The 21,688-nt window shown below is 42.3% G+C and carries 20 protein-coding genes and 1 pseudogene; 6 read left to right on the forward strand and 15 right to left on the reverse strand.

Annotated features, from left to right (window positions below):
• The first annotated feature begins 164 nt into the window (after nucleotides 1–164).
• Complete coding sequence (locus WCV65_RS16775; protein WP_338778035.1) at nucleotides 165–1,343, forward strand: glycosyl hydrolase family 18 protein; 1,179 nt, start codon at nucleotides 165–167, stop codon at nucleotides 1,341–1,343.
• A 42-nt stretch (nucleotides 1,344–1,385) separates the two neighbouring features.
• Here the strand turns inward: WCV65_RS16775 and WCV65_RS16780 are convergent, their stop codons facing one another.
• Both WCV65_RS16780 and WCV65_RS16785 read right to left on the reverse strand, forming a co-directional pair.
• Entirely contained in the window at nucleotides 1,386–2,534 is a 1,149-nt protein-coding gene (locus WCV65_RS16780; RefSeq protein ID WP_338778037.1) for a glucosaminidase domain-containing protein, read from the reverse strand.
• Between the two features lie 319 nt (nucleotides 2,535–2,853).
• Nucleotides 2,854–3,750 carry a sulfite exporter TauE/SafE family protein gene (locus WCV65_RS16785; RefSeq protein ID WP_338778039.1) on the reverse strand — a complete coding sequence of 299 codons (897 nt, stop codon included), beginning with the start codon at nucleotides 3,748–3,750 and terminating at the stop codon, nucleotides 2,854–2,856.
• Between the two features lie 249 nt (nucleotides 3,751–3,999).
• Between WCV65_RS16785 and WCV65_RS16790 the strand changes: the two genes are divergently transcribed.
• Nucleotides 4,000–4,287 carry a DUF3817 domain-containing protein gene (locus WCV65_RS16790; RefSeq protein ID WP_197491626.1) on the forward strand — a complete coding sequence of 96 codons (288 nt, stop codon included), beginning with the start codon at nucleotides 4,000–4,002 and terminating at the stop codon, nucleotides 4,285–4,287.
• 44 nt (nucleotides 4,288–4,331) lie between these two features.
• Here the strand turns inward: WCV65_RS16790 and sspJ are convergent, their stop codons facing one another.
• Nucleotides 4,332–4,490, reverse strand: coding sequence for a small acid-soluble spore protein SspJ (gene sspJ, locus WCV65_RS16795; protein WP_338778041.1), 159 nt, complete (start codon nucleotides 4,488–4,490; stop codon nucleotides 4,332–4,334).
• A 133-nt stretch (nucleotides 4,491–4,623) separates the two neighbouring features.
• Between sspJ and WCV65_RS16800 the strand changes: the two genes are divergently transcribed.
• Both WCV65_RS16800 and WCV65_RS16805 read left to right on the forward strand, forming a co-directional pair.
• Complete coding sequence (locus WCV65_RS16800; RefSeq protein ID WP_338778043.1) at nucleotides 4,624–5,040, forward strand: MerR family transcriptional regulator; 417 nt, start codon at nucleotides 4,624–4,626, stop codon at nucleotides 5,038–5,040.
• A gap of 10 nt (nucleotides 5,041–5,050) precedes the next feature.
• Nucleotides 5,051–6,088 (forward strand): annotated as a pseudogene (locus WCV65_RS16805) (MFS transporter); the annotation flags it as partial.
• A 155-nt stretch (nucleotides 6,089–6,243) separates the two neighbouring features.
• On the opposite strand, the gene WCV65_RS16810 reads toward WCV65_RS16805, so the two are convergent.
• On the reverse strand, nucleotides 6,244–6,984 hold the full coding sequence (locus WCV65_RS16810; RefSeq protein WP_338778045.1) for an alpha/beta fold hydrolase: 741 nt from the start codon (nucleotides 6,982–6,984) through the stop codon (nucleotides 6,244–6,246).
• Between the two features lie 144 nt (nucleotides 6,985–7,128).
• Here WCV65_RS16810 and WCV65_RS16815 point away from each other — a divergent pair, with 144 nt between their 5' ends.
• Nucleotides 7,129–7,788 carry a type 1 glutamine amidotransferase domain-containing protein gene (locus WCV65_RS16815; RefSeq protein WP_338778047.1) on the forward strand — a complete coding sequence of 220 codons (660 nt, stop codon included), beginning with the start codon at nucleotides 7,129–7,131 and terminating at the stop codon, nucleotides 7,786–7,788.
• A 55-nt stretch (nucleotides 7,789–7,843) separates the two neighbouring features.
• On the opposite strand, the gene WCV65_RS16820 is transcribed toward WCV65_RS16815, so the two are convergent.
• The 3 genes from WCV65_RS16820 to WCV65_RS16830 form a co-directional block, all read right to left on the reverse strand.
• Nucleotides 7,844–8,185, reverse strand: a complete 342-nt coding sequence (locus tag WCV65_RS16820) for a DUF3243 domain-containing protein (RefSeq protein WP_338778049.1) — start codon at nucleotides 8,183–8,185, stop codon at nucleotides 7,844–7,846.
• Nucleotides 8,186–8,351: 166 nt separating this feature from the next.
• Nucleotides 8,352–8,849, reverse strand: coding sequence for a DinB family protein (locus tag WCV65_RS16825; protein WP_338778051.1), 498 nt, complete (start codon nucleotides 8,847–8,849; stop codon nucleotides 8,352–8,354).
• Between the two features lie 120 nt (nucleotides 8,850–8,969).
• Nucleotides 8,970–10,355 carry an L-cystine transporter gene (locus WCV65_RS16830; RefSeq protein WP_338778053.1) on the reverse strand — a complete coding sequence of 462 codons (1,386 nt, stop codon included), beginning with the start codon at nucleotides 10,353–10,355 and terminating at the stop codon, nucleotides 8,970–8,972.
• Nucleotides 10,356–10,592: 237 nt separating this feature from the next.
• Between WCV65_RS16830 and WCV65_RS16835 the strand changes: the two genes are divergently transcribed.
• Nucleotides 10,593–11,408, forward strand: a complete 816-nt coding sequence (locus WCV65_RS16835; protein ID WP_035412337.1) for a protein-glutamine gamma-glutamyltransferase — start codon at nucleotides 10,593–10,595, stop codon at nucleotides 11,406–11,408.
• A gap of 5 nt (nucleotides 11,409–11,413) precedes the next feature.
• Here WCV65_RS16835 and WCV65_RS16840 read toward each other — a convergent pair whose 3' ends face one another.
• The 8 genes from WCV65_RS16840 to WCV65_RS16875 all read right to left on the reverse strand — a co-directional run bounded on the left by WCV65_RS16840 (nucleotide 11,414) and on the right by WCV65_RS16875 (nucleotide 21,456).
• Entirely contained in the window at nucleotides 11,414–11,668 is a 255-nt protein-coding gene (locus tag WCV65_RS16840; protein WP_035412339.1) for a hypothetical protein, read from the reverse strand.
• Nucleotides 11,669–11,733: 65 nt separating this feature from the next.
• Nucleotides 11,734–12,132: a secondary thiamine-phosphate synthase enzyme YjbQ gene (locus WCV65_RS16845; RefSeq protein ID WP_035412342.1), complete on the reverse strand. Its 399-nt coding sequence runs from the start codon at nucleotides 12,130–12,132 to the stop codon at nucleotides 11,734–11,736.
• A 299-nt stretch (nucleotides 12,133–12,431) separates the two neighbouring features.
• Entirely contained in the window at nucleotides 12,432–13,229 is a 798-nt protein-coding gene (locus WCV65_RS16850; RefSeq protein ID WP_338778058.1) for a phosphotransferase, read from the reverse strand.
• Between the two features lie 293 nt (nucleotides 13,230–13,522).
• On the reverse strand, nucleotides 13,523–14,026 hold the full coding sequence (locus WCV65_RS16855) for a phosphoribosylanthranilate isomerase (protein ID WP_338782336.1): 504 nt from the start codon (nucleotides 14,024–14,026) through the stop codon (nucleotides 13,523–13,525).
• A gap of 634 nt (nucleotides 14,027–14,660) precedes the next feature.
• Entirely contained in the window at nucleotides 14,661–17,540 is a 2,880-nt protein-coding gene (locus tag WCV65_RS16860; protein ID WP_338778060.1) for an ATP-binding protein, read from the reverse strand.
• Between the two features lies 1 nt (nucleotide 17,541).
• Nucleotides 17,542–17,904: a response regulator gene (locus WCV65_RS16865; protein WP_035412351.1), complete on the reverse strand. Its 363-nt coding sequence runs from the start codon at nucleotides 17,902–17,904 to the stop codon at nucleotides 17,542–17,544.
• Nucleotides 17,905–17,990: 86 nt separating this feature from the next.
• Entirely contained in the window at nucleotides 17,991–19,613 is a 1,623-nt protein-coding gene (locus WCV65_RS16870; protein ID WP_338778062.1) for a response regulator, read from the reverse strand.
• A gap of 175 nt (nucleotides 19,614–19,788) precedes the next feature.
• On the reverse strand, nucleotides 19,789–21,456 hold the full coding sequence (locus WCV65_RS16875; RefSeq protein WP_338778064.1) for an alpha-glucosidase: 1,668 nt from the start codon (nucleotides 21,454–21,456) through the stop codon (nucleotides 19,789–19,791).
• Nucleotides 21,457–21,688: the final 232 nt, after the last annotated feature.

The following is a 21,688-nucleotide window of genomic DNA, read 5'->3' on the forward strand; positions in this document are numbered from 1 at the left end:
TGCACGTAGCTATGTAAATCTCCTTTAATACTATACCATTTTCCAGAGAAATTTGACGAATAATATTCTGGAAAGGAATGTAAACCACTTATTTCCTTCCTCTCAGCACCCATGCATAAATTAGCATCTGTTAGACAATCTAAGAAAAAAAAGGAGGGATCCGAATGAAGAGGATGACCCTTTTCCTTCTAGGATTCACCATGCTTCTCTCCGGATGCATGGGCAATACCGGAAACGCTAATGACAGCGAAACGAAGAACAAAATGATGCGCTCTGCCAATCAGGTAAATGAGAAACCGCGTGTTGATCAAATCAGCAACAAAACGAAGGATACCAATCCTTCTGAGACAGAATTTAAAAAACGGAAAATCGAAACTATTGGGTTCCTTGAGCCGGTAGATGCGAATGCAGCCTCAAAAGAAGTCCGCAATACGGGGAATCTTCTTTCCTATACCGCCTTTTTCAGCTACAGGGTTAAAGAAGACGGCAGCCTGATTCCATTGGATGATCAAAAGCCGCTCTCATCCGTTAAAGACACTTCCACAGTTCCAATGCTCGTCCTTACAAACTTTATGGATGGAAATTTTTCACCGGATATTGCCCATAAAATTTTCACAGACAAAAAAGCCTCTGAAAAATTAATGACGAGCCTGCTTGATACGATGAAAGCTAAAGGCTATAAAGCATTGAATATTGATTTTGAACATATTCGTGAAAAGGATCGTGCCCTTTTCAATGGATTCCTGGAAACCATCATTCCACGGGTTCAAAAAGAAGGCTATCTTGTATCTACAGCCCTTGCTCCTAAGACGAGCGATGAGCAGGCTGGACCTTGGCATGGTGCTCATGATTACAAACGCCATGGAGAGCTGGCGGATTTTGTAATCTTGATGACCTACGAATGGGGATGGTCAGGCGGACCCCCAATGGCTGTATCTCCAATTGAACAAGTAAAGAAAGTAGTTGATTATGCGCTTACAGAAATACCAAGAGAAAAGATTGTCATGGGTGCTCCGCTTTATGGATATGATTGGGTCCTTCCTTATAAGAAAGGAAGTGCCTTTGCTAAAAGAATTGCTCCTCAGGAAGCTGCTGACCTTGCCGTTGCAAAAGGAGCAGAAGTTCAGTTTGACAATAAAAGTCAATCTCCTTTCTTTTACTACAAAGGAGACGATGGGAAAAAGCATGTGGTCTGGTTTGAAAATGAACAGAGTGCCCGAGCTAAATTTAAACTTATTCAGGACTATAAACTACGCGGAGTTGCCTACTGGGTTCTTGGGGAGCCATTCCCTGAAAACTGGGAACTTTTAAATGAACTGTTTAAAATCAAACATCCTAAATGAAGAACAAAAACCGGACAGCCGCAGAGGCTGTCCGGTTTTTGGTTAATTTACATATTTCATTTGCTGCGGATCATAGGTTACGGTATAGCCGCCGCCAAGATCCAGCTGGTTTCCATTAATTCCATAAACGCGGGACTCTGTATTCTTTTTTAATGTGCTGTAAACAGTCCCATCCGGGCTAATCATAGCCGTGTCAGCTGAAAACTGAATGCGGCCAAGGTGATAAATAGGCTTGTCCGCTGCGGAAACATAATAGCCTCCGCCTACCTGATACGCCTCTTCATCGTAATCATAAACCCGAAGAGCTTCTCCGCTAAGGACCGGTCTGAGAACAGATCCGTCCGGGCTGTATATCACAGTTTTTGAGTCTTTTATTAAAATTCTGCCTATGTACGCACTCATTTTGCTGCTATTGGCTTCAATTAAATACCCGCCGCCAACGTCATAGCTGTTTCCTAAAACACCGTAAACTCGGATACTCTCATCCTTGTTCAGCATTTTGAAGAGGGACCCGTCAGGTGCAAGCATTGGTACCTCTGATTTAATCATTAGCTTTGCAACCGGCAATTTGTGGTTTGCCGGCAAATACACTTTTGGGATAGCAAGCGTAATTTTTGCCATATCGAAGTGAATTTCCAAAACTTTTTCCCCATAGCCTCTGCCTGGAACTGCCCATCTTCCATTCAGGTCAGACCATAATGGGGCGATGCCGCGTTTAACCAGTTTAAAACGGGGGTCTGCAAGCTCGGTATACAGCGGTTCGGTGCTGGCATAAGCCTTCAAATGCTGAATGTGCGCGCGTACTCCTTCTTCCGGTGTGCTAAAATATGCACCTTTTACTCCGCCTCCGGTTGTGCCGATTCCAGCATAGTTATTTTGCTGCGGAACCACATCGCCGCCGTAATTAAAAAAACCGGTTTCATGGATAGCCTGGGCAAACGCTATGTCTCCCCGGACGCCTTCTTTTCTGCCCGTTTCAAGATAAATTTCCGCAAGCTGATAGATTGTAACAGTTGTTAGTTTGGGAGTTGGATTGTTTAGCAGGACATAATCGCCCATTTGCTTCGAGGTCAGCATGGAGGATCCCATTATGGACATAGATTCCGCTTTGGCAGGAGGGGTAGGGATGATGAAGCTTAACAGTAATACCGTTACCAGCAACAAGGGATATGGACGGGTGTCTTTTAGCATATCAGTATAACTCCTTTTTCCATTTAGTGAACAACAAGTCATATTATAGCAAATAATAGATGAATAGGTATTTATTTCTTGTAAATTATTAATTAATTTGTCTATTTCTGCGGAAAAATGCTTAACCGATTTATACGAATAACGCTTTTAAACTCGGCTGTTTTTCCGTTGCAGGTATTCATTTCAATCAACAGATGTAAACATTACCATACATAATTTAAATATCGTCAAAAAAACAGGGCCACGTGGTGCTGCCCTGTTTTTGCTGCTTGATTTTCACTTTAAAATTTAGATAAATGCACTCATTTTTTGAATTCCTCTACAGCTGATATTCCCCCGCTTCCTCTTTTCGTGATATTTCACGATATTTTAAAACAGAGAATGCTATCGCTGCAGCCCATAAAAGAAGAATAATACCGTAAATGACTGGATGAAAACTTTGATTTGGCACCCACATTTGCAATAGTGTTCTTGCATTTGTTAACACGATAAAACCGCCGACAAGAACTCCAAGTAAATGAGCAGGTACTTTACGGACCAGCCAGGCAGCAAGCGGAGCAGCGATGACTCCGCCAATCATTAAGGCTCCTGCCCACAGCCAATTCACCTGTTCCCATCCAAGAGAGATAATAAATCCAATGGATGCGGATAAAGCTATGGCAAATTCGCTTGTGTCTACAGTTCCGACTACTTTTCTAGCTGAGGTGCCTTTCTGGGAAAGCAGCACTGGCGTCGCAATTGGCCCCCAGCCTCCACCGCCGGTTGCATCAAAGAATCCAGCGATTAGTCCAAGCGGAACCGCTTTTTTAGCAGATATTTCAAGTTTATCTTCTACTTTCTGCTGCTGCCGGACAAGAAATAGGAAGCGGATGGTGACGTAAATCCCGAGAGCAAGAAGGAAAGTCGATACATAGGGTTTTACAAGATCACCTGGAAGATTGCTTAAGAAACAGGCTCCTGCAAACGCTCCGATTGAACCTGGAATAATCAGTTTTAATACCGTTTTTTTATCCACATTCCCAAACTTAATATGGGACGCCCCAGATGCCGCAGTTGTTGCTACTTCGGCAATATGCACGGAGGCAGATGCAATAGCAGGCGCTATGCCAAAGGTAAGGAGCAAGGTTGTTGATGTGACCCCGTATGCCATTCCAAGCGCACCATCGATAAATTGGGCAAGCAGTCCTACGAAAATAAAAATAATGAGCTTATTCAAAGTTTCTCCTCCTCTTTGGACTGAAAAAGGCCCTGAACGTGTTAACGTTCAGGACCTTCGGTTGACCGATCAGTCTCTGTATCTATTAATGCAAGTTTATTCAAATAATTCCGATAAGTCAACTGTGTTTTTAACGACAATTTCTTTTTTTCTGTGTACGTATTGTGACAAATAACAAAATGGACATGAAGTGCTGAAAGGATTGTATATAATAGTCCTAGCACACGTTTAGGAAGGAGATTGAATATGCTGGTTTCTACCCCAATCAAAAGACTGCGGTTCATAGGAACAATTGAGGGAATTTCTTTTATCGTTCTTCTTGGAATCGCTATGCCGCTTAAGTATTTCGCAGACATGCCAATGGCAGTAACAATTGTCGGCTCCCTTCACGGACTGTTTTTTGTCCTATTTATTCTGGCTGTTGCAAATGCTGCGTTTCGCCACCGCTGGAGCATTATCAAAATGGGATTAGCACTTGTCGCCTCCGTCATTCCATTCGGAACGTTTTTCCTCAATAAAAAGCTGCCTGAAAAATAAGAAGAACGGGTCTGTAAAAGCCCGTTCTCTTTTTATGCCATTTATTAACGGTGGTTATTTTTCTTTTTCTCAACTGCTTCTTTCAAAGGATCGCCTTGCAGCGCCTGTTCTGCATCTGAAAGAGCAGATTGAAGAGCCTGGCCATCGTTTTGGCTTTGGTGCGATTGCTTTTCTGATTTGTTGTCTTTACCAAAAATACCCATATGCTCACCTCCTATAATAATGAATCCCTCTTAATATGAGAAAAATCGGTCATATTTATACAGTAAACACAGAGTTCTTGACAAAATCTAACGTTAACGTTAAGGTTAGTTTAGTACGAAAGGAATGGTGCGGATGAATAAGTTTAAGATTGATGATGCAGCAAGAGAAACAGGCCTGACCAAAAGGACCATTCGTTATTATGAAGAGCTGGGTTTGATTAAAGAGCCTGAAAGAACAGATGGCGGTACCCGTCTGTATAGTGAGGATGACATTGAACGGTTAAAAAAAGTCGTGCTCGCAAAAGATATCCTTGGTTTTTCCCTTCAGGAGCTTCAGGACTTTGTAAAGCTCCGTGAAAAAATTCAGCACCATCGCGAGGATTACCGCAATTCAAGTGATACTTCAAAACGAAGAGAGGAACTCGAGCATATTGCAGCCGGGCTATCCGAACAAATCTTCATGATTGATAAAAAAATGGAACGGATGCAGGATTTCAGAAATGAGATTTCACAGCTTCAGGACAAAGCAGCACAACTTTTGAAAGAGTAAGGTGATTGGAATGAAAAAACAAGCATTTGCACGGAATATAACCGTTCTCGCAACTTTTCTTGCCTTTATGGGAATTGGAGTCGTAGACCCGATTCTTCCTGTAATTGCAGACCAAATTGGAGCTACTCATTGGCAAGTCGAGTTACTGTTTACAGCATATATTTTAACAATGGCGATCATGATGATCCCTGCAGGTATTTTAGCAAGCCGCTTTGGAGATAAACGAATGATGGCCGTCGGATTGGCCATCGTGACGGTTTTTGCTTTTATTTGCGGCGTCTCCAATACCATTGCGGAGCTTTCCATTTTCCGGGCTGGATGGGGGCTTGGGAACTCCATGTTTTTCGCAACAGCCATGACACTGCTCATTGCCCTATCCATTGACTCTCATAAAGCAGTCGGGCTGTATGAAGCAGCAATCGGTCTCGGAATGGCTGGCGGTCCTTTATTAGGAGGAGTACTTGGCGGTCATTCATGGAGATTCCCGTTTATGGCGACAGGTCTTCTTATTTTTGCTGCCTTCCTGCTGGTCATGCTGTTTGTATATGAACCTGTTAACAAACAAAAGCGGAAACCCGCCGGGCTTAAAGAACTAAAGCAGCTCTTCGCCTACAAGCCATTTATTAAAACGGCGCTTGCTGGAATGCTTTATTATTATGGTTTCTTTGTGGTGCTGGCTTATTCCCCTCTTGTTGTAAAACTGGATACGATCCAGATTGGATTCGTTTTCTTCGGATGGGGTTTATGTCTTGCATACGGTTCCGCCGGGCTTAGTCACACCCTTGAAAAGAGATGGACGGCAAAAGAGATTCTCCCAGTAACGCTGGCTATTTTCACGGTACTGCTATTATTGCTCTTTTTCGTCAGCTCGACCCCTCTTATGATTATGATCATTATTCTTTCCGGTCTCGTATCCGGGTTGAACAATGCTCTATTCACAAGCCATGTAATGGAGGCTCCTTTTGAACGAAGCATTATTTCAGGAGGATATAATTTTCTGCGCTGGCTGGGAGCTGCATTCGCACCTGTTGTATCAGGATTAGTAGGGCAGGCTGCAGGAGTGAAAATTCCGTTTTTAATTGCAGCAATAGTCGGAGCAATCGCACTGCTTTTTGCCTATTCTCCTAAGAAAAAAACAGAAACTGTTCAATAATGAATGACGCGGGGCTTATGTTTCCCTGCACATAGCAAGAGGGAGCGGTATTACTTGCCGCTCCCTCTTTTTATCCAATTTTCGATGTATTGAATAATCTGCTTTTGCTGCTCTTCTGCTGGAATCTCTGCTGAATGATCCCCCTTTTGCTTTCCGTAAAGTCCAAACTGCGCATGATTTCCGCCTTTTATTTCATAAAACAGGGCATCATCAGGAACATTTTTCTTTGAGTTTTCAATGTCATCAAGTGACGTAAGTCCATCATTGGCAGCGGATATCGATAAAACGTCCACATTCGTCTGCTTTAATTTCGCTGATTCAGCTGGATAAGATGCAAGAAAAAACACGCCCTCCACTGACTTCTCATGCTTTGCTGCGTAATTTGCTGCCGCCACGCCTCCTAGAGAATGGCCCCCAATATACCACTTTTTTATTTTAGGCCTGGATGATTGAGCTTTCTCTGCATTTCCGGTTCCGAGAATGGCAAAATGAAATGGCATTTCCGGAATAGCCACCGTAATCCCCGTCTTTGCAAGCTCCTGTCCGATGAATGCATAAGCTTCAGGTTCTACTTTCGCGCCGGGATACAGAATGACTCCTGCCTCTGTTTTAGTGCCGGAAGGGTCAAAATATAAGATCCCGTCTGTTTCAGTGTACGAGTCCTCCGGAACAAGCCTGGTCAGATCTTTCGACGGCTTATAAGTAAATTGGGACCAGACAAAAAATCCTCCAGCGAGCAGGACGACGGCGCTTGTTAAAATTGCGATAAATATCTTCAGCCATTTTTTCATGCTGTTCCTCATTCCCCTCAGAATTTCATCTTATTTTAACCCAAATTTTCTCAGCCAAGGCTAAAAAGAAAAAAAATACGGTTAGAGTGCACCTATATAGGTTAAATATACAATGTACTGAAAACCCTGGGAGGGATAAATGACATGAAAAAGATTTTAATGGTATTAACTAACTCAAGCGAGATTGATAAAGAGCATGAAACAGGCTTATGGCTTGGTGAATTTGCAGAGCCCTATAATGAATTTGTAAATAGCGGGTTTCAAGTTAGAGCAGCGAGTCCTAAGGGAGGAAGAATTCCTATTGACCCTAATAGCGTGGAAGGAACGCCTCCGGATGAATGGGATGATGCCATCGCTATGCTTCAAAATACGGAAGTGCTTTCTGCACTGAACCCGCAGGATTTCAACGGGATCTTCCTGCCTGGAGGCCATGGAACGATGTTTGATCTTCCGGAAGATCCTGCTCTTCAAAAAGCTCTTGCCTATTTTGCTGAAAATAATAAAGTAATTGGCGCTGTTTGCCATGGGCCGGCAGGATTTGTCGGAACGAAGCTATCAAACGGCAAATGGCTTGTCGACGGAGTCAGCTTAACAGGCTTTACAAATGAGGAAGAACAGCAGACAGGACTTGATTCCTTAATGCCATTCCTGCTTGAATCCAAACTGAGAGAGCAGGGTGCGCAATTTGAGGGAGCAGCTGCCTATTCAGATCATGTCGTCGCTGACACGCGGTTTGTTACCGGCCAAAACCCTCAAAGCAGTAAATCGGCTGCCATTGCTTTTGTAAAGGCGATCAACTCTTAAAAGAATTCATCCAGAAAAAAAGTACTTCCGCGTCAGGAAGTACTTTTTTCGTTTACTATTCTTTCTCCACCATGTTTAAAAGCATATGAGCTAATGCGTGCTGCTGCTGTTTATCCCCCGATTTCCAAAGCTCCTGCAGCAGATACTCTTCCCGGTTTTTCGGGTTTACGTGATCTGCCAGATAATTGGCGACTCGCTCAGTCGTTTTCGCCAGCTGCTCCTCGCTCAAGCCTATTTTTTTGCCTACATCTACTTTTTCCCTTAAATACTTTTTGAAGCCATCAAAGTTTTCAAGGATTTCTTCCTGTTTATCTACACCGATCCGGCTGACTACGTCTTCAATTTTACCTGGATCTACATCGCCTGTTCGGTCAATCATATGATTTTTCTCGGACATCTGAAACACTCCTTATTTAATATGCTACTTATCCTTTCCCTTACCGGAAATGTTGAAACACTTTTTCATCATAATTGCTGTATTAACAAGCATCAGACGCTTTATCCGATTTATAAGCATAGAAAAAAGCCGGGAGTGAACCCGGCTTTTCAAAAGTTTTCACATATTAGCTTCTTTGCGCATTCATTGCTTCCCATTCTTCCTTGCTTGGTCCATAAATTCCAGGGACCTTCAATCCAGCAAGTCTCATAAGTACGGTCAGCTGTGCACGGTGATGTGCCTGATGCTGGATAAGTAAACGAAGTACACCTTGTACAGGAAGCTTATATCCAAAAAGATCAACCACTTCGTGCATTCTCTCGTCCGTGACCTGGTCCGGCAATGCTTCTGCTAAGCGCTGGCTGAGTGTTATGTAAGTCTCTTTAATTTCAGCAGCGGATTCAGGTGCTTTTTTTTGGAGATCAGGATGCTCAAATTCTACTCCAATTTGTGAAGGAAAATAGTAAACAGATCCAGTAATGTGCCAAGCAACGCTACCGATGCTGTAGAGTTCCGGCGAAACTTCCTGGCCTAGTGATTCATCTGTCAGCACATCCAGTGTTTTTTGGGTTAACAAAGACTCCTGTTGCCATTCGTTTAAAAAATCTTTAACTGTTGCAAACATATAATTCCCTCCTCGGATTAGCAGAACTTTGTTCCATGCTATTGTATCACGAGGAACTGTTTGTCTGCTTAAAGGAGGGGGTTGTTTCTAAAGATGTCTTCTCGTACTTTCCAGCAGGATTTAATAAGCCTCTGCGTTTTCAGCATGCCGGTTATTATACGTTTCTGTATCCAGTTCCTTCGTTACGCGGCTTGTTACAATCCCTGCTGTCATGCTTCCGCTAACGTTTAAAGCGGTTCTCCCCATATCAATCAGAGGTTCCACAGAGATGAGCAGACCTGCTAAAGCAACCGGCAAGTTCATTGTGGACAGGACCAGAATGGCAGCGAATGTTGCTCCGCCTCCCACTCCCGCTACTCCAAAGGAGCTAATTACTACAACGACGATCAGCGTTAGAATAAATGCCGGATCAAGAGGGTTGATATTCTGTGTCGGAGCAATCATGACTGCGAGCATCGCTGGATAAATCCCTGCACAGCCGTTTTGGCCAATTGTAAGGCCGAAAGACCCGGTGAAGTTCGCGATTCCTTCTGGCACTCCCAGCTTTTTAGTCTGCGTGCTTACATTGAGCGGCAGTGTACCTGCACTTGATCTGGATGTGAAGGCAAACGATAATACAGGTATTATTTTTTTCACATAAAGAATCGGGTTCAATCCTGAAATAGAAATAATAAGCAAATGAATGATAAACATGACTGCTAGCGCTATATATGATGCAATGACGAATTTACCCAGTTTTAAAATTGAATCAAAATCGCTTAGCGCCACTGTCGAAGTCATAATGGCAAGTACTCCATACGGAGTCAAACGCAAGATCAGTGTTACAATCCTCATGACAATTGCATAAACAGCGTCAACGATTTTTGAAAACATTTCAGCCTGTTCTGGCTGCTTCCTTTTCACTCCAAGGAAAGCAATTCCTATGAAGGCCGCAAAAATAACGACAGCAATCGTTGAAGAAGGACGTTCACCCGTCAGATCAAGAAATGGATTTGCCGGCAGCAATTCAACTACCTTCTGAGGAAATGTCTGTCCTTCGATTTCACTGAATTTTTCTTCGATCTGCGCCGCTCTTTCTTTTTCTGCGTCACCTTGATCAATTTGAATGGCTTCCAGTCCGAAGCCTGCAGCTGAAGTAATTCCGACAGCAGCTGAGATAGCCGTTGTTCCTAATAAAACGGCTAAAATTAGTCCGCTGATTTTCCCGATATTCGCTGACAGTTTCAGCCTGGTAAAAGCAGCAACAATGGATATAAACACAAGGGGCATAACAACCATTTGAAGAAGCTTTACATAACCGTCCCCCACTATGCCAAACCAGTCTATGGAGGATATAAGCGCTTCCGATTCAGCGCCATATGCGGCCTGCAGGGCATATCCGAACACAATTCCGATTCCTAATGCGGTAAACACCCGTTTAGAAAATGAGACATGCTTTTTTTGCATGTAAAAAAGACCTGCTATGATGAGCAGCAGCAAAACAATATTTAAGATTACAAAACCCACACTAAATTCCTCCTTATTTTTTCTCCCGCCATAATAATACGATAATTCCAATGAATTAAGTAGGGATATTTTTCGACTTCCTTATCTTATATGATTTTTTCTGGCTTGTCATGTAAGATGTATTTCAAAAACTGTGCCTCAAAGGTAAATATGAATGATTCCGCATTCTGAAATCAATAATCCTTTCGCCCATCCCCGGCATAGACTTAACTATATGCCTGGTGGGGAGGAACTCTCTTGATTATCATTCAGAACAAGGAAATGGATTACAGCAAACTAAAAAAAGAAGCGAAAACATCTGTTCAAAAAGAAATGATCTTAAATATGGATAAATACGAAGAAAAGTATGTATTTGTAAGTTTGGAACAATTTTCGTTTGAGTTAAATATGAGAAGCAAGGTCATTGAGGCTGCGAGAGCATTAACGTATAGCGGTGCCGAATTTGCTACTTTTGAAACGTCAATGTGTAATCCGGCTTTATGGATTTTGACTGAGAGGGGAGCCTTTATCTTAAGGCAGGGGGTTCCTTCTTCGGCGGGAATTCAGGATATTTTTAGGAATGGCCGCTTTTACGCATTCGAATGCGCTACGGCTATTGTGATTTTATTTTATAAAGCAGCCCTCGACAGCCTTGGTGCCCAGGCATTTGATCGTTTATTCAGAGGCATCGTATTAAGGGATTGGCGGCATGATGAGGATCTAAACATCCGTACTCAGCGCGGAAATGATTTTATCCCGGGGGATTGCCTTTACTTCAATAACCCGGATTTCGACGCCCAATATCCTCAATGGAGGGGTGAAAACACCATCATGATGGGGAATAAAGAGTATTTTGGACATGGGATGGGGATCAAAGATGCAGACGCGGTAATCAAAAGCCTGAATGGATACCGGTATCCATGGTCAAAGCGTTCTGCCTATCTTCTTTCACAGACAACCAGGCCGGACTATAAATATTTGTACTTTTTCAGCCCGGCAAACAGCGGATTGCCTGTTTATTATCAAAATAGAGCAATTGTTTCAAGGATTGGGAGCTCAACATCCGCATTATAAGCCGTCTATTCAGGCTCTGCGGGCTGCTTAAAGGCCCTTCTCCGCTTGTACCAGGCTTCTAATCCGAAGTGCTTGTTTACGAGCCACTCCATGTGCTCCAAATCGGCCCGCTCCACAATGGGATCCCGGTCATCCCATTTTACATACCGGACAAAGAAGTAATTTTTTATCGGACAAAGAAGAACTCTGGAATGAGGAAATGGGGAAAAAACAAACTCAACATTTCCTCTTTTTTTATAGGAATAATCCACAATCTCCAAATTCATCACCCTCTCAAGTGTAAAACACTCTGTACAGGATTCAAGTGTGAATGTGCTGGAAACAATTAATCACTAGTTATTTTTATGAAAATCCTGCGGGTTCTCGGACCATCAAACTCGCAAAAATAAATTCCCTGCCATCTTCCAAGTACGAGACGGCCGTCTGCTATCATGATTTGCTCGGATGCTCCGACGGTACTTGCTTTCATGTGAGCTGCTGTATTTCCTTCCATATGGCGGTCTGAATCCATTTCCCAAGGGAATACGGCATTGAATCTTTCAATCATGTCTCTTTTTACATCGGGATCGGCATTTTCATTGATGGTGATTCCGGCTGTCGTATGAGGGCAGTAGACAAAGACAAAGCCAGATTTCGTGCCGGACTTGGTTACCTCCTCCTGAACAAGCTCTGTAATCTCTTTAAATTCATCGTGCTCCCTTGTCTCTATTGTATGAGTGATCATGAGAAAACTCCTTTTCCAAGTTTTAAACTACTCATTGTTTATTTAATATCACAGTGGGAGAATGTTTAAACGGAAACTATTATTAATTGATAGCTTCAAATTGGAATGAGTATGGCTGATTTCCGCAGCAGGACTCGCTTTCCGCGGAAAGGGAGTATCCTGCAGCGGAAATCAGCCAAACCTATTATTTTTCAAAGAACTTAGTTCAAAACATCCTTGAGATAAACATACAGAATCAAGATCCCTCATGCTTACTCCTATACCTACTTTAAATCCGTTAGTTCAACAAAATCCCACTCTTAAACCCACTCTTTTCCATAATCACGAATGAATTGAAGGTCCTCTTGATAATGTTGATAATGTCCTTCATCAATCATTTTTTGGAACGCCATATCGCCTTCTTTGGCTTTCCTTTGCATGGTTTTACATAATCCTTCTACTCGCAGCAATACCATCTTTAAAAACCCTGTTTTCATTCCCTCTATGCCATAGGAATCAAAAAATTTCTCAATTCTATGTTTTATCCGTTCACTATCCTTTAGCGGGTCGTAATAAACGGCCTCACCAGCTTCCGTATGATGCAATCTGCTTAAAGGGACGCACGTGTAAAGAGTATAGGCGATATCCCAAAGTCTAGGACCAGGAGCAGCCAGATCGAAGTCAATCACACCTGTTGGTTTTTCTTGACGAAAAATAATGTTATAGATGGCAAAGTCATTATGGCACATCACCTCAAAGGGCTGCGGGGTGTTATCGATAGGCTGCCAGGATTCTTTTATCGGAAAGTCACTTACCGCATCATGATAGCGGCGAAGCATCTTTGCAATTTCTTTTAAAGCCTCATCCGACCACATATATTTCTTTAACGGATAATTCCCGGCTTCTCCTTCAATAAAGGATAAAATCTCTCTGCCTTTTTCATCAATACCCAGAAACTTTGGCACACCGTTCAAGCCTTTGCTTTCAAGGTGATTGAGCAATGTATGAACTTTTACACTATCAGGCTTTAATTCTCGTCGAACAGTAAGCCCCAGCCGATATACGCTGGAGACATTCCCTCCTGTTAGCTTTTCTTCGCTGCCGTACTGACTATCCATTAAAATTCCCCCAATTTAGGGACTGTATGATTGTGTCAATAGAGATGAATTCACCCAAAAATAAAAGCAGATATACAAAGGTATCTGCTCGGCATTTGGAATATAATTGTCCACACCATGTGTCCCTTGAATGATTTAAGATCGACAAATAAACGCATCCTTAAAGCAAAGGACTGCAATTGTCTCTATCTAATTAACGATCATTTCAAGGCATTCCACATATGAACAGATTCCCCTCTCTTTACATCTCTAATTATATATTACCAAATATCACCAAAATAATCATGTGAAATTTAAACATAGCCTATCATATTTTTTAAGTAATCTATTTTTCTTAAATCTTTATAATTATTTTTGTCTGCCCGGTAACTATCCTTTGAAGAAGATTTGTAAACATTCAAATACTGCGAAGGATTTAGTAAATAATACTTTGCGTTCCCCATTTGATGTATTTCTAAATCTTCTAATTGTACCCCTGCGAAATTTGGTAAAGTGTCGATAATACCAAATTCAACTGATAATCCCTCTTTATAGAACCCGTGCTCATGCAAGTCAATTAGGCTGTACTCCATTAAGGTCATGATTTTCACAATATCCATCCAGTTATGTATAGATCGTTCCGGCGGCACTTCCCATCCTCTTTTATCGCCTGGTACATGAATGTCTATGTCTTGAGCATCCCAGCTCTCCCCCGTAATCACTTCTAAACCAACCGATCCCATTAACAACGGAATAACCTCAATTTCATTTAGTTTTTTGGAAATTTTAATGAACTCATTAAACTTGTGATTATCTATTTCCCCCACCACTTTCAGCTTCATTTAATTGAAGTTTATCATACGCTTCTGCAATTGGAATTATATCCCTATACCTTATTGTTAATATTCAGGTAATCACCCGTTTGAAAATGGATGGTTGTTTAATCCACGCTTTTTTATCATTCAAGAAGAATGGGAACAGATGTTAAAAGGTGCTTCGGAACACCTTGCTGTCTAATAAGTCCTGCTCAGAGAAAATGATTTAAATTGTCCTCACCCCTGGGATTCTGTATGGCCATTCCGGGGGTTTTTTAAATATGGCTATGTTAAAGCAAGAATTATGCTGATTTTTAACCCCTATTAATTGGAGCGGAAGGCATGAGGCTCACCGCCCCCAAAGGATAAGCGAACGCCTGCAAGGGAAATCAACAGCCAAGTTTAACAGAGCTTTTAAAAAAGTAATTCGAACAATTATGGGTTAGGCTGATTGGAGCGGAAGGTGCGACACTCCTGCGGGAGCAGCGGGACAGGTGAGACCCCGCAGGCGCTTGCGCCGCGGAGGCTCACCGCCCGCCCCGCGGAAAGGGAGTATCCTGCAGCGGAAATCAGCCAAAACCAAACTTATTTGTAGCCAAGAAAAAGACACCCGCCACATAATCGAGTGTCTTTCCAATTAATCCATTTCGCTTGCCGGAATTAATATTTGTCCATTCAAGTCCCGCTGCAGGAGGGTTTGAAGAATGAGTTTTGATAAAAGGCTCGGCTGATAGGGCTTAACTAGATAATCGCTTGCCCCAAGCTGAATTCCTTTTTCTTTCTCTTCAAGGGCCGATGAAATGAAGATCGGCACCTGTTTCAACTTTTCACATCCCTTTACTTCTTCAAGCACATCCCATCCGGTGTAGGACGGGTCATCGAGCATAATATCCAAAACGACGGCATCTGGACGCTGCTCTCTGATTTGATGCAATGCTTCTTTTCCGTTTGTAAATATTTCAACCTTTAGATGGCTCTCCTCTAGCTCGGTCTTCAGCAGATTCGCCAGATTCAAGTCATCTTCAATAATAATGACATTGGTGTAAGTATGATCTGATGAAGTTTCCTCCGCAGATTCATTTACCATTTGGATAACAAGCGGGAGGCGCACTGTGAATACACTGCCTTTTCCTAGCTCAGATTGAACACTGATCATTCCTTCATGGGCTTTGACAATTTCTTTTACAATTGCAAGCCCAAGACCTGTTCCGCCGATTCTTCGGCGATCGGAGTTATCGACTCTGTAGAACTTATTGAATAATTTATCCATCGCTTCCGGAGGAATCCCCAGTCCTTCATCTTTGACGGAGATATTCAAGTACTGTTCCTCTTCATAGACAAGAATTTCAATATTTCCTCCATTAGGAGAATATTTGATTGCGTTGCTGATCAGATTGCTGAATACCTGTGATAGTTTATCCTTGTCTCCAAGCACCAGCGTTTGCTCTGTCATTCGTTCCAGTTTTATCAGATGCTGAGCGGCGTGAATTTGCTGCAATTCAGCAAGCTGCTGCAGAAGGGGAAACAAGTCATCGTATTTCTTTTCATAGGTTTGTTTTCCGGCTTCCATACGCTGGACATCCAAAAAGTCATTTATTAAGGATGTGAGACGCTTTGCTTCCTGGAAAATCGTCGTTAAATATTTTTTCTGGCGTTCTGGTTTGAGTTCTTTATGCAGCATCAGCTCTGTAAACCCGAGTACGCTTGCAAGCGGTGTTCGAAGTTCATGGCTAACCGTGCTGACGAACTCTGATTTCATTTTATCCACTTCGTACTCATGAGTAATATCGCGGTGAACGATTACGGTTCCTATTCGATGGTCCATTCGGTAAAGGGGCTCTACATATACTTTAATGACCTGCGTTCCCGAATCTCCCCGAAGCTGGTAATGGAAGGATTCAAGCTCTTGGTCTTTTACTTCTGCAAAGACTGCCTTTTGAAAAAAGGTCCTAAATTCCGCTTGATCCTTAATGTTTGGTTCAAATGCTGCCATCCATTTAGTAAATGGTGTTTTCTCTGACGGCTTTTCCTCCCAATCCCGGATCAGTTCATGCATGGTTTTGTTCATTAAAAGAATGGTTCCCCTGGTATCAACAAGCTGGATGCCTTCATGGACCGTATTCATTATATCCCTGTTCAGCTGTCTCTCTTCCGCTGTCTGCTCGTACAGTTTAATTTTTTCCAGTGAAATCGAAATGTTTTTTACAAGTGTCATATAGTTATTGATTTCGTCCTGAGAAAAATCTCCTGAATACCTTGTGAAAAGAAGGACGGCTTCAAGATCTCCAGCTGAAGAAAACACAGGTAAAAACAAATCGAAGCAGTACATGAGGGATTGGTGATAACCCTTTTCAGATGCGATCATTTCTCTTGTCACTGTAAAGGGTGTTCGGTTTTCTACTAACTTTTTTGTAAAACCTGAATGAAGATTTTGCAGAAATTGCTCAGCCTCCAAGTCCTCTACACCTGCAGAAGCATGCTCCCTATAATTCATAAGAACAATCATCGCTTTGTCTGCTCGCGCAATCGGTGCAAGTGTGGCAATGATGCTCTTCAGCAGCTCTTTTTTATCAAGCGTATTTGAAATGCCATTAATCAATTCATTCCGGAGCTCCAGCTGATTTTCCCTGTCCCTCATTTGCTCAAGCACTTCCTCAAGCTCAGCCTGCTGAGCCTGGAGCTCATCCTGCTGGGCAACGAGTTCTTCGTTTTGAGCGCTTAAATCCTGCTCTTTTTCATGGATGCTGTAGCTCATCCGTTCAAATGCCTGATGAAGGACACCCAGCTCGTCATCCCGGCTCGTACGGTTTTCAAACAGCACTTCCCTTCCCGAAGCTATGTTGCTCGCCGCTGCGGTAAGCTCAACTAAAGGCTTGCTGATTCTTCTTGTTAACATTCTGATCAGGAAAGACATGCCTCCAAGCAGCAGAATGAGCAGAATAGAAAAGCTGATCTGTCTATTTTGCAGTCCTTTTGTATAAAGCTGTTCATTTTCTTCAAGTTTCCGGTCCAGACTGACACGGTAATTTTTCATGCTTTCCTGGAATTTCCTGACGTTTTCAGAACCTCCGCCCTGAATGGCTAGCTTGGCTACGCCATTACGGTCACCGGACTCATAGAGTTTAACCGCTTTTGGAGTTGCCTCTTCAAAATAATATTGATAGAAAGCTTGTGCTGCCTGATAAAAAGCCAGATCTTCTTTTTCACTTGCACATTTTTCAAGTTTTTCTAATGTCAGCCGGACTTCCTCCTGCTGTTTTGCTGCATTGCTTTTATAGGTGGATTCTGACCCCTCGTTCCCAAAGGCGAAGTAAGCCCGGAACTCGGAGATGGCCAAATTAAAACCATAATCCAATTCAATGGCCAGGTTTTCTTTTTTATTTAGCGCTTTATTGTTTTCACTGAACAATGAAGCTTCTCTGTTTTGATTGATTAAAAAAAATGCAAATAGGGAAACGCATATAATCAGAATGGAAATGGTCAAAAAACTGAATTGCCTGGTGAGACTTTTCTTCATTCTATTTCAAGATCTCCTCTATTTTTTCAGACAGCTGGATTGGGCTGAATGGCTTTGCCATAAAGTAATCGGCTCCCGCTTCCATTGCCGCCCGCTGATCTGATACCTGGCTTTTTGCACTGAGCATTAGTATCCTGGAATGTTTCTTTTCGGGTATAGCTCTGACTTTTTCAATGACTTCAAGACCCGTAAAGACCGGCATCATATAATCAAGCACGATTAAATCGTAATCATGAGCCATTATTTTATTCAGTGCTTCTTCTCCGTCACTAGCCTCATCGATTTCATGTCCGTCATCTTCCAATGTGTCAGATACGAGCATCCGTAAAACCTCTTCATCCTCAGCAAGTAAAAGGCGAGCCATCATTAATCCCCCTTAGCTGCATATAGCCGCTTTGTGTTTTCTTCCTATTTATCGGCCTAAGAAGGCTCATTCTTTACCTTTATTCCTTAGCTGCTGATTTTCTTAATAAGGTGAAAGATTCTAGATTCGATTTCTGCTAGTTTAAACGGCTTTGTTACGTAATCATCCGCTCCCAGCTTCAAGGCGGTTGTAATATCCTCTTCACTGGTCCTGTTTGTTAGCATAACGACCGTGAACTGTTCTTGATGCTCTAGACTCCGAATAACCTTCAGCACTTCAATCCCATCCATTTCAGGCATCATACCATCCAGGACAATGAAGGAGAAGGAGTGTGGATCTTTAAGATGCCAGTCTGACTGAAGAAATTGCAATCCGTCTTCAAAGGTTTGGACATTTAAAAGGAACTTTTCATTTAAGCTGCTGCTTTGGAATAGATCTTGAAGAATCGTCCGAATAATCGGGTCATCATCAACGATGGCAAAACGCAGATTTTTACGCATAGCTTCTACAGGACCCAGAGCTTCAACCGCTGTAATTTTTGCACGTCCTGTTTGTTTTGCTTTATACAAAGCATGGTCTGCAGCCTTGACCGTATTTTCAAGTCCCTCCGCTAAGCACGCTGCCGAGACCCCTGCTGAAAAGGAGACTCGGAATGATTCACCATCTGATTCAAATGGGTGTTCCATGAAGCGATTAAGAATCCTATTCAAAACCTGTTTGGCCGTATTTACATCAGTCCTTGGAAATAAAACGAGAAATTCTTCCCCCCCATACCGAAATGCAAGATCACCAGTGCGAAGATTTTGCTTGAGCAGATTCGCAAACCCGGCCAGGACCCGGTCTCCTGTAAGATGGCCGTATGTATCATTTATGGATTTAAAATGATCCAGATCAATCATTGCTGCACTGAAGGGCTGATGCTCCCGATCCATTTGCTGAGCGATACGAAGAAAAGATGGACTTAAATGCTTTCTCGTGTAAACACGGGTCAGTTCATCAAGCATAATCAGTTCCTTCATGTTCTTTTTCTTCGTAACAAGTCTTCTCACCCGTACGATTAATTCATCCAAATCAAATGGCTTAGGAATAAAATCGTCCGCATCCAGCTGGTAGCTTTTCATTCTCGTTTCCTTAGTATCATCAACACTGATCATGACAGCCGGAATAAACCGGAAATTGGTGTACCTTTTGAATTCTTCCAGAATATCCAGTCCACTTTTCTCCTGCATATGAATATCGATAATGACACAGGAAGCATCCAGATCAAAGAAAGCCTTTAATGCTTTTTTCCCTTCAGTAAAAGCCATAACTGTAAATCCTTCATTCTCCAATTCGTCTTTTAAATAGATTAGGAGAGTCGGGTCATCATCTATGAGCATAATAAGGTCTTTCTCTTCAGGAGCATACTTTTTGGAAAGGGCTTCTCCTGTAAAATCGACTGAATCTTCATCGTATGCAACTGCCAGTAATGGAGAAAGAAATTGCTGGATGGCTTCTGTTGACCACATTTCCCCCGGAATCTCCATATATCTTTTCATGAGCAGATTTGCTGCATCCCCAATTTTCTGCATACCGATTGTCGGTGCTGTTCCGGCCAGAGAATGAAGGAATTTATACAGCTCTTTTCCATTGATTTCTTCCGTTCCCTTATACCAGCTCTGAAGCTGCTTCCGGATATTTTCAAGCAATTTTGCTTTATATTTTTCCATTGAGATACTCCTATTGTTTCAAGATCCACTTTATTTTACCTATATTTCCATTTTAAAGCGTGAGGATTAAGGTGAATAAAAAAAGGCCCATAAAGCAAATGAAATCCATTTGCTTAATGAGCCGTTATATCCTCTGAAAATAAAAACGGCGTCGAACTAGGTCGAATATACCATTTTATTCCGCAAAAAGATAGACGCGAGTTTCGTAAGGTTTCAGTGTTTCTGATGTCATGTGTTTATGGAGTGCGCACTCATAGTTGGAAATCAGAAGAGCTTCGCTTGACAGCGGCAGGGCGCTGTATTGATAGAAAGCGGGTTTAGAGCTGATATTGCTGATAATAAGCGCTTTTTGAGATCCCAGTGTTCGAGTATACGCATAAATCTGTTTGTCTTCCGGCAAGATTAGATCGTAGTCACCGTATACAAATACCTCATTTTCTTTTCGGATTTTAATCAAGTCTTTGAAAAAGTGATATACAGAATCCGGATCCGCCATTTGTTTTTCAACATTAATGGTGTCATAGTTTTCGTTCACTCCAAACCACGGAGTACCTGCAGTAAAACCGCCATTATCTTCGTTATTCCATTGCATTGGAGTCCGGGAATTGTCCCGTCCCTTCAGCCAGATGATTTCCATGATTTCCTGGTGAGGACGTCCTTTGGCCGTTTCAAACTTGTAAAGGTTTTTCATAGCTACATCATCATAGTCGTCAATGGATGGGAATCGGACATTCGTCATACCGAGTTCCTGGCCTTGATAAATAAAAGGAGTTCCCTGCATTAAAAAGTACATCGCAGCAAGAGACTTTGCGCTCTCCGTCAAATATTCTGTATCATTTCCCCATGTGGAAACAGAACGCGGCTGATCATGATTTTCAAGGAAAAGAGCGTTCCAGCCGTTTCCTTCAAGACCCTTTTGCCATTTGGTTAATGTCTTTTTCAATTCGACAAGATCTACATGTCCCTCTGTTCCATTATCCCAAAGACCAAGGTGCTCAAATTGGAAGATCATGTTGAAGATTCCATCTTCATCTCCAACCCATTCTTCAGCCTGAGACAGCTTTACACCGTTTGCTTCTCCAACTGTCATGATGTCATAACGCGCAAACGTTTGCGCTTTCAGCTCAGTTAAATACTCCATGATTCCATCTACGTTCATGTGGTAGTCAAATGAAGATACATAATCAAGTCCATGCGGGTTTGGCAGATCCGGGAAGTTTTCTTTTTTATTGATGTGCGAGATTGCATCTACACGGAAGCCGTCAATTCCTTTATCCAGCCACCAATTGATCATATCGTATACAGCCGTGCGCATGTCTTTATTTTTCCAGTTCAGATCAGGCTGTTTCGCAGCAAAAACGTGCAAATAGTATTGACCGGTCTTTTCATCAAGCTCCCATGAGGACCCGCTGAAAATACTTTCCCAGTTGTTCGGTTCCTTGCCATCTTTGCCGTCTCTCCAAATATACCAATCTCTCTTTGGATTATCTTTAGAAGAACGGGACTCAATAAACCAAGGATGCTCATCACTTGAGTGATTCACTACAAGATCCAGAATCAATTTCATACCGCGTGCATGAACCTCTTTGAGGAGCAAATCGAAATCCTCCATTGTTCCGAAGTCTTCCATAATATCCTGATAGTCACTAATATCATATCCATTATCTGCATTTGGAGACTTAAAAATCGGACAAATCCATATGACATCGATTCCAAGATCCTGCAAATAATCCAATTTTGAAATGATTCCTTTAATATCTCCAATTCCATCACCATTTGAATCCATGAAGCTGCGCGGATAAATTTGATAGGCTACCGCTTCTTTCCACCAGATGCGTTTCATTTATGACACTCCTTTTATCAAAGGGACAGCTGCCCTGTTAAGTATTCGCTTACATTTCAAAAAAACATAAGATAAATTTCTAAACCATATTATACTCTAAAAATGTTAAAGAATGAACATATTTTATTTTTTAGCTCTGTTAAACTTAGCTGTTGATTTCCGCTGCAGGCGTTCGCTTTCCGCGGGGCGGGCGTTGAGCCTCCTCGCCGCTTTGCGCCTGCGGGGTCTCACC

The sequence above is a fragment of the Metabacillus sp. FJAT-52054 genome (genome assembly GCF_037201815.1).
GTDB lineage: Bacteria > Bacillota > Bacilli > Bacillales > Bacillaceae > Metabacillus_B > Metabacillus_B sediminis.

Coding starts and splice junctions, on each gene's coding strand:
- WCV65_RS16845 (WP_035412342.1), bottom strand. CDS start 12,132: ATGATCACTCATACAATAGAGACAAGGGAGCACGATGAATTTAAAGAG.
- WCV65_RS16850 (WP_338778058.1), bottom strand. CDS start 13,229: ATGGATAGTCAGTACGGCAGCGAAGAAAAGCTAACAGGAGGGAATGTC.
- WCV65_RS16800 (WP_338778043.1), top strand. CDS start 4,624: ATGAATAAGTTTAAGATTGATGATGCAGCAAGAGAAACAGGCCTGACC.
- sspJ (WP_338778041.1), bottom strand. CDS start 4,490: ATGGGTATTTTTGGTAAAGACAACAAATCAGAAAAGCAATCGCACCAA.
- WCV65_RS16810 (WP_338778045.1), bottom strand. CDS start 6,984: ATGAAAAAATGGCTGAAGATATTTATCGCAATTTTAACAAGCGCCGTC.
- WCV65_RS16775 (WP_338778035.1), top strand. CDS start 165: ATGAAGAGGATGACCCTTTTCCTTCTAGGATTCACCATGCTTCTCTCC.
- WCV65_RS16870 (WP_338778062.1), bottom strand. CDS start 19,613: ATGGAAAAATATAAAGCAAAATTGCTTGAAAATATCCGGAAGCAGCTT.
- WCV65_RS16875 (WP_338778064.1), bottom strand. CDS start 21,456: ATGAAACGCATCTGGTGGAAAGAAGCGGTAGCCTATCAAATTTATCCG.
- WCV65_RS16825 (WP_338778051.1), bottom strand. CDS start 8,849: ATGTTTGCAACAGTTAAAGATTTTTTAAACGAATGGCAACAGGAGTCT.
- WCV65_RS16860 (WP_338778060.1), bottom strand. CDS start 17,540: ATGAAGAAAAGTCTCACCAGGCAATTCAGTTTTTTGACCATTTCCATT.
- WCV65_RS16865 (WP_035412351.1), bottom strand. CDS start 17,904: ATGGCTCGCCTTTTACTTGCTGAGGATGAAGAGGTTTTACGGATGCTC.
- WCV65_RS16820 (WP_338778049.1), bottom strand. CDS start 8,185: ATGTCCGAGAAAAATCATATGATTGACCGAACAGGCGATGTAGATCCA.
- WCV65_RS16815 (WP_338778047.1), top strand. CDS start 7,129: ATGAAAAAGATTTTAATGGTATTAACTAACTCAAGCGAGATTGATAAA.
- WCV65_RS16780 (WP_338778037.1), bottom strand. CDS start 2,534: ATGCTAAAAGACACCCGTCCATATCCCTTGTTGCTGGTAACGGTATTA.